18 protein-coding genes are annotated in these 13,842 nt (G+C 63.6%); 9 read left to right on the top strand and 9 right to left on the bottom strand.

Annotation, left to right across the window (positions count from 1 at the left end; translation table 11 throughout):
- Nucleotides 1-23 precede the first annotated feature (23 nt).
- From AC1RMG_RS07895 to AC1RMG_RS07865, 7 genes are all read right to left on the bottom strand, one after another.
- Nucleotides 24-1,814, bottom strand: a complete 1,791-nt coding sequence (locus AC1RMG_RS07895; protein ID WP_053156403.1) for a DUF1302 domain-containing protein — start codon at nt 1,812-1,814, stop codon at nt 24-26.
- Nucleotides 1,815-2,311: 497 nt separating this feature from the next.
- Nucleotides 2,312-2,671: a hypothetical protein gene (locus tag AC1RMG_RS07890; protein ID WP_011059316.1), complete on the bottom strand. Its 360-nt coding sequence runs from the start codon at nt 2,669-2,671 to the stop codon at nt 2,312-2,314.
- A 183-nt stretch (nt 2,672-2,854) separates the two neighbouring features.
- Complete coding sequence (locus AC1RMG_RS07885) at nt 2,855-3,766, bottom strand: SDR family oxidoreductase (RefSeq protein ID WP_011059315.1); 912 nt, start codon at nt 3,764-3,766, stop codon at nt 2,855-2,857.
- A gap of 138 nt (nt 3,767-3,904) precedes the next feature.
- On the bottom strand, nt 3,905-4,807 hold the full coding sequence (locus AC1RMG_RS07880; RefSeq protein ID WP_493168881.1) for an alpha/beta fold hydrolase: 903 nt from the start codon (nt 4,805-4,807) through the stop codon (nt 3,905-3,907).
- The gene (locus tag AC1RMG_RS07875) at nt 4,807-5,589 is read right to left on the bottom strand and encodes a class II aldolase/adducin family protein (RefSeq protein ID WP_011059313.1); all 783 of its coding nucleotides are present in this window, start codon (nt 5,587-5,589) and stop codon (nt 4,807-4,809) included. The genes AC1RMG_RS07880 and AC1RMG_RS07875 overlap by 1 nt, the downstream gene beginning before the upstream one ends.
- A 143-nt stretch (nt 5,590-5,732) precedes the next feature.
- The gene (locus tag AC1RMG_RS07870; RefSeq protein ID WP_011059312.1) at nt 5,733-6,419 is read right to left on the bottom strand and encodes an LrgB family protein; all 687 of its coding nucleotides are present in this window, start codon (nt 6,417-6,419) and stop codon (nt 5,733-5,735) included.
- Nucleotides 6,409-6,795 carry a CidA/LrgA family protein gene (locus AC1RMG_RS07865; protein WP_011059311.1) on the bottom strand — a complete coding sequence of 129 codons (387 nt, stop codon included), beginning with the start codon at nt 6,793-6,795 and terminating at the stop codon, nt 6,409-6,411. Before AC1RMG_RS07865 ends, AC1RMG_RS07870 begins: the two co-directional genes overlap by 11 nt.
- Nucleotides 6,796-6,893: 98 nt before the next feature.
- Here AC1RMG_RS07865 and AC1RMG_RS07860 point away from each other — a divergent pair, with 98 nt between their 5' ends.
- Entirely contained in the window at nt 6,894-7,790 is an 897-nt protein-coding gene (locus AC1RMG_RS07860; RefSeq protein ID WP_011059310.1) for a LysR family transcriptional regulator, read from the top strand.
- Here AC1RMG_RS07860 and AC1RMG_RS07855 read toward each other — a convergent pair.
- Nucleotides 7,771-8,226, bottom strand: a complete 456-nt coding sequence (locus tag AC1RMG_RS07855) for a flavodoxin (protein WP_015634186.1) — start codon at nt 8,224-8,226, stop codon at nt 7,771-7,773. The two genes, AC1RMG_RS07860 and AC1RMG_RS07855, sit on opposite strands and share 20 nt — an antisense overlap.
- A 154-nt stretch (nt 8,227-8,380) precedes the next feature.
- Here AC1RMG_RS07855 and AC1RMG_RS07850 point away from each other — a divergent pair, with 154 nt between their 5' ends.
- Nucleotides 8,381-8,839, top strand: coding sequence for a PAS domain-containing protein (locus AC1RMG_RS07850; protein WP_011059308.1), 459 nt, complete (start codon nt 8,381-8,383; stop codon nt 8,837-8,839).
- Between the two features lie 68 nt (nt 8,840-8,907).
- Complete coding sequence (locus AC1RMG_RS07845) at nt 8,908-9,513, top strand: hypothetical protein (RefSeq protein ID WP_093404705.1); 606 nt, start codon at nt 8,908-8,910, stop codon at nt 9,511-9,513.
- An 11-nt stretch (nt 9,514-9,524) separates the two neighbouring features.
- Here the strand turns inward: AC1RMG_RS07845 and AC1RMG_RS07840 are convergent, their stop codons facing one another.
- Nucleotides 9,525-10,466, bottom strand: coding sequence for a MerR family transcriptional regulator (locus tag AC1RMG_RS07840; RefSeq protein ID WP_011059306.1), 942 nt, complete (start codon nt 10,464-10,466; stop codon nt 9,525-9,527).
- Nucleotides 10,467-10,677: 211 nt separating this feature from the next.
- On the opposite strand from AC1RMG_RS07840, the gene AC1RMG_RS07835 reads away from it, so the two are divergent.
- The 6 genes from AC1RMG_RS07835 to AC1RMG_RS07810 all read left to right on the top strand — a co-directional run bounded on the left by AC1RMG_RS07835 (nt 10,678) and on the right by AC1RMG_RS07810 (nt 13,790).
- Nucleotides 10,678-11,247, top strand: a complete 570-nt coding sequence (locus tag AC1RMG_RS07835) for an antibiotic biosynthesis monooxygenase (RefSeq protein ID WP_011059305.1) — start codon at nt 10,678-10,680, stop codon at nt 11,245-11,247.
- Between the two features lie 176 nt (nt 11,248-11,423).
- Nucleotides 11,424-12,134 carry a dihydromonapterin reductase gene (gene folM, locus AC1RMG_RS07830; RefSeq protein WP_072443025.1) on the top strand — a complete coding sequence of 237 codons (711 nt, stop codon included), beginning with the start codon at nt 11,424-11,426 and terminating at the stop codon, nt 12,132-12,134.
- Nucleotides 12,135-12,157: 23 nt separating this feature from the next.
- A complete protein-coding gene (gene folE / locus AC1RMG_RS07825; protein ID WP_011059303.1) occupies nt 12,158-12,718 on the top strand; it encodes a GTP cyclohydrolase I FolE in 561 nt (186 codons plus the stop codon).
- Between the two features lie 2 nt (nt 12,719-12,720).
- Nucleotides 12,721-13,101, top strand: coding sequence for a dihydroneopterin triphosphate 2'-epimerase (folX, locus tag AC1RMG_RS07820; protein ID WP_011059302.1), 381 nt, complete (start codon nt 12,721-12,723; stop codon nt 13,099-13,101).
- Nucleotides 13,102-13,161: 60 nt separating this feature from the next.
- Nucleotides 13,162-13,455, top strand: coding sequence for a DUF1244 domain-containing protein (locus AC1RMG_RS07815; protein WP_011059301.1), 294 nt, complete (start codon nt 13,162-13,164; stop codon nt 13,453-13,455).
- Nucleotides 13,452-13,790 (top strand): HopJ type III effector protein, encoded by a 339-nt coding sequence (locus AC1RMG_RS07810; protein ID WP_019093350.1) that lies wholly within the window; start codon nt 13,452-13,454, stop codon nt 13,788-13,790. Before AC1RMG_RS07815 ends, AC1RMG_RS07810 begins: the two co-directional genes overlap by 4 nt.
- Nucleotides 13,791-13,842: the final 52 nt, after the last annotated feature.

The raw sequence follows: 13,842 nt of genomic DNA, 5'->3' as shown, positions 1-13,842 counted from the left end.
CAAATGCTCCTTCTTGTGCCGGTTCAGAAGTTCACGCCAAAGCTCAACGCGAGGAAGTCCCGGTCGGTCAGGGTGTTGTAGCGCCCGCCAAAAAAGTCGGTGTAGCTGAGGCTGGCGGTGTAGGTGTTGCGGTAGTCGGCATCCACTCCAACGCTCAGGGCCTTGGCGCCCTGGTTGAACAGGCCGTTGGGCCCGTAGCCGTTGACGTCATGGGACCAGGAAAGGTTGGGCTTGAAGTTGATGCCGGCGATCACGTTGCTGTAGTCGAGGATGGCCCGGGCGCGATAGCCCCAGGAGGTGGCCGTGACGAAACCGTCGGTGTCGCCCCCGTAGCCGTATTGGCCGTACACCGAGTCCCGGCCGTAGCGCAGCTTGCTCTTGTCTTCCAGGCCTCCGACATGGACCACTGCCGCCTCGCCCACCAGGGTCAGGCGGTCGGCCCCCAGCACCTGATCGAAGAACTGGGTCATGGAACTCTGGATCTGAGTGATTTCCTTGCGCCGGTAGCCGGTGTTGTCAGCCCCCATGGCGGTCTTGATCGGCGACGCCGCGCCCCCGGAAATAGGGTTGAGCAGGGCCAGGGTCAGGTCGTTGGTGTTGACCTGCACCGGCGCGTTGGGCCGATAGCTGATCTCGCCGGTCCAGGCGGTGCCGGTGGGCAGGGTGGTGGAGAAACTGGCGCCATACAGGCGGATGTCTTCCGGGTATTCGAGGTAGTACTGGCCACGGCCAAGCATCACGCTTTGCACCAGGCCACTGCCAGAACCCGGAACGATGCCGTTGGCGACGCCGGCAATGGCGCCCAGGGTCGTCGCGCTGACATTGGCCGTGGTGGTACTCACCACCGGGCTGCGGGAGTGGTAGTTCATGAAGTACAGGCCGTACTCGGTGTCATCGCCGAGCCAGCGCAGGGCGGCGCCCCACTGCCCGGAGTCGCGGGCATCACGATCACCGCCGCGGGGCAGGATCACCCCTTCGCGGGTCACCTGGAAGCCCTGGCCGAAGGCCGCCGCCACCGGTTGCAACGGCGCGATGGCCGGGCTGCCGACGGTGTAGCCGGTGGTGCAGCCATCGGCCACCACGTCGTTGCCGAAGAAGGTGCCGCAGTTGTCCACCACGGTCTGGTCCCACTCCAGCTGATAGAAGCCTTCCACGGTCAGCTGGTTGGTCAGGCCCTGGGAGGCGAACAGCATGTTCACCGGTACCAGGCCTTCCTTGATTTCGGCGCCGGGGCGGCGAAAGGCCGAGACATCCACAGGGTTGATGCTGTTGATGGAGTTGCCGATGAAGGTGCTCTCGCCCCAGCTGACCACCTGCTTGCCGGCACGCACGGTACCCGGCAGGTCGGCAATGGAATAGTTGTGGTAGACGAAGGCATCGAGGATCTGCGCCCCCGAGGACTTGGCGCCCTCCTTGCGGTTGTGGTCGCTGATGGGCTTGAACTCGCGGTCTTCGTCCTTGAGCTCGAAGTCGTACCAGTACTTGCCGCGAACGAAGACCCCGGTGTCGCCGTACTTGAGTTCCAGGTCATGCAGGCCCTTGAAGATCTTCGAGAAGGTTTCGCCCTTCTTGAAGTTCAGGCGGCCATCGTCGCCGGTGGACGACTGGGCGGTACCGCCATTGACCGTTCCGACGAAGGCGCGGTCGGCATTGCGCATGCCCCAGCTGGCACCAACCGATAGCGACGAGTCGAACTGCCCTTCGATTTCCCCGATGTTGAACGACACCGCCTGCGCCTGGGCGCAGCAGCCCAGCGCCACCGCGACGGCCAGCGCCTGCGGTTTGAAGATGGCGCGCATTGTTATTCTTGTCATGCGTCTTCCCCGGTGAGTGACAGGAGGCCTCACCCTACTGCCGGGGTAGCACGGTCGATAAGCGCACCAAGGAGGTATTCGCGCTGTCACTCGAAGGGATTAGTGCCCTTGCCATCAGGGCCGTTCAAGGGGTTATCCAGCGGCTGGATGCAGGCTTATCAGGGGCGTCGATGCAGGGGGATGACCGGGGCGAAAAAACGCTCAGACTGTTGCTCAGGCTGTAACAGTCCTTGTCCTGAATCGCTATTTTTCCGTACCCGGCCAGGGCTTATTCTTCACTCGCAGTCACGGCAAACAACCGCTTGCCACTGACCTTGCAAGTACCGGGCACGAACTGTTCCCGGGAATGATTTCCAGCCGCTTGAAGGCGTGTGATTCAAGCTGCTGCCCCTGGTTCACCGACGTTGATTTTGTAGCTCCTTGATCTAACGTCTTGCTTCGGCCGCTGCTCTTGCAGCGGCCTTTTTTATGCCTGGAACACCAGAGGAAAGTGGCAACTACGCCCCGTCATCCTCGCTCTCGTCGTAATGAAACTTGTGCAGCAGACGGTGCGCCACTGGGGACAGGATCAAGCCCAGGGTGGCAGCGAAGACCAGGTTGGTATAAAGCCCGTAGCTGGCAAAAAACAGTTTGCCACCAGGGGTTTGCGGCATGTTGATGGGGCCGATGCCGCCGAGGATCATGGCCGCGTCATACAAGGCGTCATGGAAGGAAATGTCTTGTTCGAAGTACAGCAGGCCGCTGATACCCAGCAGCACCGAGAAGATGATCAGCGCCAGCACCACCAGCCCATGCATGCATAAACGGCGGATGAACAGCAGCCGCGACAATACCGGCTGATCCTTTGACTCATACATATGCAGCACTCCCTGTTCGTTCGCGGACCGTCGAGCATAGTGACGAACGCTGCAGGAGTAAAACCGCCGGGGCCAGGGCCCGGCGGGGTGATGCATCCAGTGCTGAAAACCCGGCGCACTTAGGGCCAGAAGCCGGCCCCTATCATCCTGGCGCAGGCGATAGGGGATGGACAAAGGGGCGCTTCAGAGGGCGTACTTTTGCAGATTCTGCATCATCTCCTTCAATGCCTCGATATTGTCCTTGGGGTGCGCCGCGCCCTCGAAGTCGCAGATCTGCTGCCAGTGGGCCGCCACGTCTTCCGGGGAAAAGCCCTGGCGAGGATCGAAGCCGGCGCCCAGGCTGCGCTCCCAGCGCACCTTGCCGATCCAGCCGCCGCCCACTTCGAACAGGCCGGAGGTTTCCTGGCACTGCTCGCTGCCCAGGTACACCACCAGCGGGCTGACCAGTTCGGGCTTGAGCTGCTCGAACACCTGGGGCGGAATCAGCCCCTCGGTCATCCGCGTACCGCCGGTGGGCGCGATGGCGTTGACCAGGATGTTGTTCTTGCGCCCTTCGATGGCCAGGGTCCGGGTCAGGCCGTACAGGCCGAGCTTGGCCATGCCGTAGTTGGACTGGCCGAAGTTGCCATAGATGCCCGAGGTGGAAGCGGTGAAGATCACCCGCCCATACCCCTGGTCGCGCAGGTGTGGCCAGGCGGCGCGGGTGACCTTGTAGGCCCCCTCGACATGCACCCGATACACCAGGTCCCAATCGGCGTCCTCCATCTTGTGGAAGGTCTTGTCCCGCAGGATCCCCGCGTTGTTGACCACCACATCGACCCGACCAAACACATCCAGGGCGTTCTGCACGATCTTTTCACCGTCGGTGACCGAGTCATGGCTGGCTTCGGCGATACCGCCGGCCTCGCGGATCTGCGCCACCACGCGGTCGGCGGCCGAAGCGCTGGCGCCTTCGCCCTGGGCCGAGCCGCCGAGGTCGTTGACCAGCACCTTGGCGCCGTGCCGGGCGAACAGCAGTGCATGGGCCCGGCCCAGGCCACCGCCGGCCCCGGTGACGATCACCACTTTATCTTCCAAGCGCACAGACTCACTCATACCGAACTCCAGCAGGGCCAATGGACAATGCTTCGAGTGTCAGGCAGCCAGCCTTTGGTCACAATAAAAACGTTTTGACCTGAATGGTGCGCAATAAGGCAGCGGGATAATCGCCTTGCCCGCTCAAGGCCGCGGGGTTCAGGAACACGCCAACCGTGATGATGGCGACAGCAGATTGTCGCGAAACTCCAGGTAATGCTTGAGCACCGCCAGGGGCGCTTCGATCTGCGGGTAATGCCCGATGCTCGGCAGCAGCACCGTGTCGGCCCGTGGGATCAATTGCCGATAGCGCTCCACCATGTGTGCCCCGGAAATCGGGTCCAGGGCACCATCGATCACCCGCAGGGGCACCTCGCCGCGCTGCATGGCACTGACCCAACGTTCACGCCGGGCCCGGCGCTCAGGGATATAGCCGATCAGCTTGTGCAGGATTCGCGGGCCATCGTTGCTCTGCACCAGGCTCCAGAAATCATCCAGCACCGACTCGCTGGGGCGGTTCTGGGGGCCGAATATCTGCCGGAAACTCTTGGCCAGGCCCTGGCGGCTGAACGTTCGCCCGAGCATCCAGCCCAGCGGGCTGAGCAGCAGCTTCTGGGTCAGCACCGGGCGATGGGTTTCCGGGAACAGGCCGCCGTTGAGAAACACGCAACTGGCGATATCGATCCGCTCTTCGTAGTGCCGGGCCAGCAACTCCTGGGCAACGCTGTCGCCGTAGTCGTGGGCCAGCAGATGCACCGGCTCGGCGATACCCAGATGGGCCAGCAGCGCCTGCTGCAGGTCAGCCTGCTCCAGCAGGCTGTAGACATGCTCCAGGGGCTTGGCCGAATCACCGAAGCCCAGCATGTCGCAGGCGATCACCTGATGATGCCGGGCCAGGGGCTGCCACAGGTAGTGCCAGTCCCAGCTGGCGGTGGGAAAGCCATGGATCAGCAGCAGCGGCTCGCCCTGCCCGGCTACCCAGTAACGGATGCGCTGGCCGCGAAAGAGCAGGTCATGTCCGCGTGTACGCCACACGCACAGCGGGATCTCGGCAATAGGCATCAGAGTGTGTAACCCGGGTCGAGTTGATCGAGTTTGCGCAGCAGGGCCGGCCAGGCCAGAGCGCCGCCCATGCCCTGAGCGCTGCGGGTGACACCAGCGATCATCGCCCTGGCCCCGGCCAGGATCGGCGCAGGGATGGCAATCAGCTCGGCGCCGCCGTTCTGCGCCAGCACCTGGATCTCGCAGGCGCGCTGGAAGGTGAACATCATCAGGAAGGTGTCGGCGATGGTCGCGCCGCAGGTGAGCAGGCCATGGTTGTGCAGCATCAGGAAACTGTTGTCCCCCAGGTCGGCCTGCAGCCGGACCTTCTCCTCGGGGTTCAGGGCCACACCTTCATAGGGGTGGTAACCCAGGCTCGACAACACGAACAGCGACTGCTGGCTGATGGGCAACACGCCCTGCTTCTGCGCCGACACCGCAACCCCGGCCGCGGTATGGGTGTGCAGCACGCAAACCACATCGTGACGCACCGCATGCACCGCGCTGTGAATGGTGTAGCCCGCCGGGTTGATCTCGTAGGGGCTGTCCATCAGCTTGTTGCCGGCCTGGTCGACCTTCACCAGGCTCGACGCGGTGATCTCGTGGAACATCAGGCCAAACGGGTTGATCAGGAAATCTTCGGTGCCCGGCACCTTGGCGGAGATGTGGGTGAAAATCAGGTCGTCCCAGCCATGCATCGCCACCAGGCGATAGCAGGCGGCCAGGTCCACGCGGGTTTGCCACTCGATGGCGCTGACCTGGTTTTTTACACTCGGTGTCGATTGAACGGGGGCTAGGCTCACGGCAAGGACCTCGGTGATGGTTCTTATAGGAAGAGGACCTCCAGAGTCTAGACAGCTCACGCCGCTGGCGGAGTTGCATTGGCAGCCAGCTTGATGGCCGTGCGGGTCAGCCGGGAATCAGGCCCTGGCCCGGGGCTTGCGCGTCAAAGCAACGACGCCAGCAAAGGCGCGGCGAACAGGTTCAGAAGCCCGGTCAGGACCATCACCAGCCCTGCCACCGAACCTTCTTCACCCCCCACTTCATGGGCCCGGCTGACCCCTGCACCATGGGCCCCGACGCCAAACAGGGCGCCGCGGGCCAGGGCGCTGCGCAGCGGCAGCCAGCGCAGCAGCACACCGCCGAGCATGGCCCCGAACACCCCGGTGAACATCACGAATACCGCGGTCAGCTCGGGTACGCCGCCCAGGTCATGGGCCAGGGGCATGGCGAACGGCGTGGTGATGGAGCGCGGCACCAGGGACAGGGTCACCGAGCTGTCCAGGGCCAGGGCCTTGGCCAGGCCGAACGAGCTGCCAATGGAAGCCGCGCTGCCCGCCAGCATGCCCAGCAGCAATGCCGACCAGTGGCGCATCAGCAGTTGCCGCTGCTGCCAGATGGGAATGGCGAAGGCCACGGTCACCGGCCCCAGTACCAGCATCAGCCAGTGGGTGTTGGCGGCGTATTCGGCGTAGGCGGTGTGCAGCGGCACGGCGACCGCCAGCAGCAGGGCCGGCACCAGAATCAGCGGCGACAGCAGGTAGCGCCCGGTGCGCCGGTAGATCCAGCGGCTGAACAGGTAGGCGCCCAGGGTCAGGGCCAGCCAGAACACCGGCATGGCTTCAAGCTTCATGGCGCATCCTCCAGCGGCACACCAGTTCCACGGTCAAGGCTGTCACCAGCATCACCAGCAGGGTGCTGACGCCTATTACCAGCAGTATCCGCCAGCCGTCCTGGCGCAGCAGGCCGCCGTAGTCCAGCAGGCTCATCAGTGCGGGAATGAAGAACAGCAGCATCTCGGCCATCAACAGGCCGGCCCCCAGCTGCAGGGCCGCCGGCTTGACCCAGCCCAGGGCGAAGGCCAGCAGCAACAGCGCAAGGCCCATGACCCCACCGGGAATCGGCCAGGGCAGCCAGCTGGCCAGTTGGCAGCCGAGAAAATAGATGGCCAGCAGCACCGCCAGTTCAAGAATCAGGCGGCCCAGGCGTTTGCAGGTGGAAATGTTCATGGTGGTTCGGTCCTCTCAGGGGCTTATTTTATGAAAAGCCCCATCATTACCGAAGCGAATTGTTAGACTGGAAGCCATTCCAATCTGGAATCAACGCCATGGATTTCAAACAACTGCGCAGCTTTGTCGAGGTGATCCGCCAGGGCGGCTTCACCCAGGCGGCCAGGACCCTGCACATCAGCCAGTCGGCGGTCAGCAAGCAGATCGCCCAGCTGGAACAGAGCCTCGGCACGCCCTTGCTGGAGCGCCAGGGTTCGCATATCCACCTCACCGCCGCCGGCAACGTGGTGCTGCAACGGGCCGAAGGCATGTTGCGCCTGCGCCACGAACTGCTCAGCGAACTGGACGACCTCAGCCAGCTGGCACGGGGGGAACTGCGCCTGGGGCTGCCGCTGCTAGGCAGTGACGCGCTGTTCGCCAGCCGTTTTGCCGAATACCGCCGGCGCTATCCGAATATCCAGGTGCAGTTGCTCGAAGGCGGCAGCCTGAATGTCGAACAGGCGGTGCGCAACGGCGAACTGGAACTGGGGGGCAGCCTGACCCCCAAGGACCCGGCGTTCGCCTACCAGCCCTTCTGCGATGAACCGCTGGATGCCTTACTGCCTGCCGATCACCCCTTGGCGATGAACGCCCAGGTACGCCTGGAAGAACTGGCGGACACGCCGTTCCTCCTGTACCAGCGCAGTTTCGTGCTCAACGACCGGCTGTTGCAGGCCTGCCAGCAGGTGGGCTTCACCCCCAGGGAAGGCGGGCGCAGCGGCCAGGCGGATTTCCTGGCGGCGCTGGTGGCCGCCGGCCAGGGCGTGGTGCTGTTGCCCAGTGTGGTGGCCCGTGGCCTGGTGCGGCCTGGGGTGGTGCGCCTGACCTTGAAGGCGCCGGACTACCTGCGATGGGATATCGCCTTCATCTGGCGCCAGGGCGCTTATCTGTCCAAGGCAGCGCAAGCCTGGCTGGCGCTGCTGCGGGAACAGCCGGTCAGCCCCGCAGGGCGCTGATCAGCTCGGCCAGCCAGGGCTCGGCGTCGGTTTCCGGGGTCACGCTCTCGCTGGCGTCCAGGCGCAGCATGGGCAGCACTTCCTGCACGCCCAGCTCGGCGAACAGCTCGCGCATCTGCTCGCCACCGCCACAGAAGGTATCGCCGTAGCTGGAATCTCCCAGGCCGATGACCGCTCCGGGCAACCCGCGCCAGGCGGCGGGCAACTGATCGCGAATACTCGAATACAGCGGCAGCAGGTTGTCCGGCAACTCGCCCATGCCGGTGGTGGAGGTCACGGCCAGAAACGCCTGCGGGGCGAAGGCCTGAAGCTCGGCCAGAGTGGCGCGCGGGTTGTGCCAGGCCTCGAAACCTGCGGCGTTGAGGAGTTTGGCGGCATGCCGGGCGACTTCTTCAGCCGTGCCGTACACCGAGCCGGAAAGGATGGCGACTTTCATCAATCTGATCCTGAAGCTGACTAAAAGGCTGGGATATTAACAGCTACGGAGTAAAATCCCGCCTGTGCCGCCACCTCTGCTGCAAAGCGCTGGTGGACAGCGGGCCAGCCTCTCTTACACTCCAGCACTTGCTGATCGAAAGCGGAACTTCAGGATGATCAACGCTCATCTGCTGCAACGGATGATCAACGCCTCCAACGACGGGATTGTGGTCGCCGAGCAGGAAGGCGAAGACAACATCGTGATCTATGTGAACCCGGCCTTCGAGCGGCTGACCGGCTACAGCGCCGACGAAGTGCTGTACCAGGATTGCCGCTTCCTGCAATCCGGGGACCGTGACCAGCCAGGCCTGGAAGTGATCCGCCAGGCCCTGCGACAAGGCCGCCCGTGCCGCGAGGTGCTGCGCAACTACCGCAAGGACGGCAGTCACTTCTGGAATGAGCTGTCGATCACCCCGGTATTCAATGACAGTGATCAGCTGACCTATTTCATCGGCGTGCAGAAAGACGTCAGCGTCCAGGTCAAGGCCCAGCAACGCTTGCTCCAGCTGGAGCAGCAACTGGCCGAAGTGCAAGCTGAACTGGCCGCCCTCAAGGCGACCAGCGGCCACTAATAAATCGCGGAATTCGTGGTCGTAGGGATATTCCCCGCCGATTTGTCCTCCACCCTCCGAGCAACATCATGCAGCGTGACGCCCTCCTCACCCAGGATGAACTGGACTTCATCCAGACCATGCAGCACAACCCGCAGCTCAATGTGCGTGATACCACCTCGAGCCTGATGGTCAATGGCGGCGCGCAGATCCGTGACCTGCTGACGCGCCTGGCGGCCAATGAAAAGGTCACCATCCAGGCCCGTTTCGACAACCAGCAGATGACCTTCCCGCTGCAGCTGGTGGAAGACGAATTCCATGCCCTGCACCTGCGGCTGGGGGTGCCGAGCATCTTCGAGGATGGGCCCATGGTACGCCCCTGGCGCCTGGCCCTGGAGCAGCCGGTGGCCCTGGAAAATGCCAGGGGCCAGCCTGGCCGCCTGTGGGTTCGGGAGGTCTCGTTCAAGGGGATATTGGTGGAGATCCGCAACGGTACCCGGCCACCGCGGCAGTTCGCCCAGTGGTTCAGCCCCTCGGGCTATGAACGGATTGCCCTGCACGGGCGCTTCGAGCGCCAGACCGAAGCCGGTTTCTACGCCTACCGCCTGGATCAGAGCGACCAGGAAGAAACCGAGCGCCTGCGCCAGTTCATCCTCCAGCAGCACCGCCACAGCCATCCGGCACTGCACGCCTGAAGGCTAGCGCCTCAAAGAAACCCGCGCAGGCGCTGCTGCATCAAGCGCCCCTCGTTACCCAGGCAAGCCACCGGCGAACCGACCAGGCTGTCCTGGGCCAGGTCCGCCGCGTCCCCGGCCAGCAGCAATGGGCAATCCAGGGTCAGTGCCAGGCGCTTGAGGCGCTTGGGCAACTCGGCCGAGGGTGCGTGATTGGAAAACACCACCAGGGCTACCGGCGCGACCTTTTCGCAGACCAGGGTCAGTTCCTCCAGCGGCACACCCGGGCCTAGAAGGCGCACACCGATCGGGTCCTGCCCGAGCATCAGCGCCGCCACCAACAGCTCCAGTTCGCGGCATTGCTCATTGAGCGCCGTCAGCAGCAGATAGCGGCTCTGGGTGGCGCGTTGCAACAGCAGGCGCTGGGTAATCCGCGCCCGCAGGAAGCCATCCAGGAACAGCCATTCGCTGGTCTGGCCAAAAGCCTCGCGCGCCAGCAGCAACTGCTTCCAGAACGGCAGGAAGATGTCCTGGAACACCACCGGCAAGGCATAGCTGGAGAAGATCTGCCCGTAGAGGCGCTCAAGCTGCTCCTCATCGAACGCGCTGACCGCCAGCTTCAATTGATCGCGCCACTGGCCGTATTCGCCCTGCAAGCCGCCATCCACCGGAGCCTTGAGCTGGGCCTGGGCAGCCCGGCCCTTGGCCAGGATCTTGCCCACTTTGCTCACCGCCACGCCGCGTTCGATCCACCCGAGAATCTCACGCACCGCCTCAACATCGTGCATGGAGTACAGGCGATGCCCACTTTCGGTGCGTGTCGGCTGAATCAGACCGTAGCGTCGTTCCCAGGCCCGCAGGGTCACCGGATTGATTCCGGTCAGGCGCGCCACCTCACGGATCGGAAACAACTCGTCCTGACGAACGGCTTCGGGGGCGTGAGGGGCGGGGGCAAGTTCAGTCATGACGGGCATCTGGGAAGAAAACACCGGGAAACAAAGTGGCGATCATTCTACTCCCCTCAGGTGGCGATGCTTCAAGCACGAGAAAAACCGACCGCCGTCATTGGTGCCTGGGCAGCAATCAGGAATAATCCTTGCTTGCTTCAGGCGCGGCCCGCCACCCCGGTGCCTCGTCAAGCGACTGCCTTACCCAGGCAGCGCATTGGTTTTACGGAGATACATAATGTCTACCTCACCCGTCACCCTGATGGTTGCCCGGCGCGTTGCCGACGGCCGTTACCAGGACCTGATCGCCTGGCTGCGCGAAGGCGAACAACTGGCTACCGACTTTCCCGGCTACCTGGGTTCCGGCGTTCTTGCGCCGCCCCCCAACGATGACGAATTCCAGATCATCTTCCGCTTCGCCGACGAATCCACCCTGCATACCTGGGAACACTCCGCCTCGCGTACGGCCTGGCTGGCCCGGGGCAGCGACCTGTTCGCCCACCCTTCGGAGCACCGGGTCAGCGGTATCGACGGCTGGTTCGGCGCCGCCGGCCATCGCCCGCCGCGCTGGAAGCAGGCCGTGGCCATCTGGCTGGCATTCTTCCCGGTGTCGCTGCTGTTCAACTTTGTCCTGGGCCCGTTGCTCGGCGACCTGAGCCTGCTGCCTCGGGTATTTGTCAGCACCCTGGCCCTGACCCCGCTGATGGTCTATTTCTTCATTCCGCTGTCCACCCGGCTGCTGGCCAACTGGCTCAACAGCACACCGGCCCGACCGCTACCGGCCACCCCCTCGACGCAGAATCCGTGATTCGCCGGCAAGCCGGCTCCTACCACACCTCGCGCAACATTCGTGCCTACCGTAGGAGCTGGCTTGCCAACGAAAAAACCCCGCAAGATCGCATTCGCCGGCAAGCCCGTTGCCTGCAGGCACAGGGCCTTCCCTCGCTGGTATAGTTTTCCCACTACCCGCGACGCGAGCCCTTCATGAACACCTCTCCTGCCCCGATCCTGATCACCGGCGCCAGCCAGCGAGTCGGCCTGCATTGCGCCCTGCGCCTGCTCCAAGACGGGCAGCCGGTGATCGTCACCTACCGCAGCCAGCGCCCGGGCCTTGAGGCCCTGCGGGAAAAGGGCGCGACCCTGCTGTTCGCCGATCTATCCAGCGAAACCGGGATCCTGGCCCTGATCACCGAGCTGAAAAACCGTACCCAGAGCCTGCGGGCCATCGTCCACAACGCCTCGGAATGGCTGGAGGAGAGCCCTGGCGACGAAGCAGCGGCCTTTGCCCGGATGTTCGGCGTGCACATGCTGGCGCCCTACCTGATCAACCTGCATTGCGCCGAGTTGCTGCAGCGCTCGAGCCCGGCAGACATCATCCACATCAGCGACGACGTGACTCGCAAGGGCAGCAGCAAGCACATCGCCTACTGCGCCAGCAAAGCCGGCCTGGACAGCCTGACCCTGTCCTTCGCAGCGAAATACGCCCCGACAATCAAGGTCAACGGCATTGCCCCGGCCCTGCTATTGTTCAACCCCGACGACGACGCGGCGTACCGCGCCAAGACCCTGGCCAAATCCGCGCTGGGCATCGAACCCGGCAGCGAAGTGATTTACCAGAGCCTGCGCTATCTGCTGGACAACCCCTATGTCACCGGCACCACCCTGACCGTCAACGGCGGGCGGCACCTCAAGTAAGCCGGCCCCTGTGAGGACCTTGCATGACCCTTTCCCTGCCCCAGCACTATCGCGAGATCCTCAAGGACCTGGGCGAAGACCCCGAGCGCGAAGGCCTGCTCGATACCCCCAAGCGCGCGGCCAAGGCCATGCAGTACCTGTGTCACGGCTACGGCCAGTCGCTGGAGGACATCGTCAACGGCGCGCTGTTTGCTTCCGACAGCGATGAAATGGTGATAGTCGCCGACATCGAGCTGTATTCCCTGTGCGAACATCACCTGCTGCCCTTCATCGGCAAGGCCCATGTGGCTTATATTCCTACCGGCAAGGTCCTGGGGCTGTCGAAGATCGCGCGGATCGTCGACATGTTCGCCAGGCGCCTGCAGATCCAGGAAAATCTCACTCGGGAAATCGCCGACGCGGTACAGAGCGTGACTCAGGCCGCCGGCGTCGCGGTGGTGATCGAGGCCAAGCACATGTGCATGATGATGCGCGGCGTCGAGAAACAGAATTCCACCATGCACACCTCGGTGATGCTCGGCGCCTTCCGCGATTCGAGCACCACTCGCCAGGAATTCCTGCAATTGATTGGACGGAGCAAGTAGCAATGCCACAACTTCAGCCAGGAATGGCTCGTATCCGAGTCAAGGACCTGCTCCTGCGGACCTACATCGGAATCAACGAGGAAGAGATCCTCAACAAGCAGGATGTGCTGATCAACCTGACCATCCTCTACGCGGCCCAGGACGCGGTGCGGGACAACGACATCGACCACGCACTGAACTACCGCACCATCACCAAGGCGATCATTGCCCATGTCGAGGGCAACCGCTTTGCCCTGCTGGAGCGCCTGACCCAGGAGCTGCTGGACCTGGTGATGAGCAACGCCTCGGTGCAGTACGCCGAAGTCGAAGTCGACAAACCCCACGCCCTGCGTTTTGCCGAGTCGGTGTCGATCACCCTCGCGGCCAGCCGCGCCAGCGCCTAGAAAACTGCCACAAGTGGCAAGCGCCCGCCTGGGCGCTTGCCCCTGTCCCGGAGAAACCCCATGACTGAACAACAACGCCTGGAACTGGAAGCCGCGGCCTTTCGCCGCCTGGTGGCCCACCTGGACAGCCGCAAGGACGTACAGAACATCGACCTGATGAACCTCGCCGGGTTCTGCCGCAACTGCCTGTCCAAGTGGTACAAGGCCGAGGCCGACGAACGCCAGATCGAGGTCAGCCTCGATGACGCTCGTGAAGTGGTGTATGGCATGCCCTACGCCGAATGGAAAAATCTCTACCAGAAAGAAGCCAGCGCCGAGCAGCAAGCGGCGTTCGCCAAAGGAAAACCCCAATGACTGACCTGAACACCCTGCGCGCCAGCCTGAACAGCGGTGAACACGCTTTTGCCGACACCCTGGCCTTTGTCGCCGCCGGCTATGACTACCAGCCCCAAGCCTTCAACAACGGCGGCGTGGAAAACGCCGCCGGGCAGAACGAAGGTTCGTGCAAGACCTTGGGCCTGGCCCTGCTGGAAGGCCTGAGCGACGAAGAGGCCCTGCTGGCCTTCGGCGAACACTACCGCTCGGTACTGGCCACCCCCGAAGGCACTGACCACGGCAATATCCGCGCCCTGATCGTTCACGGCCTGGCCGGGGTCAAGTTCTCCGCCCAGCCGCTGACCCGCCGCTGATCCGCATTCTGTAGGAGCTGGCTCGCCGGCGAAGGCGTCAGCACAGCGGCGC

This window comes from Pseudomonas sp. GW822-FHT04H02 (genome assembly GCF_058800645.1).
Note: the sequence above shows the minus strand (reverse complement) of the source record. Positions and strands in the feature narration are given on the sequence as shown.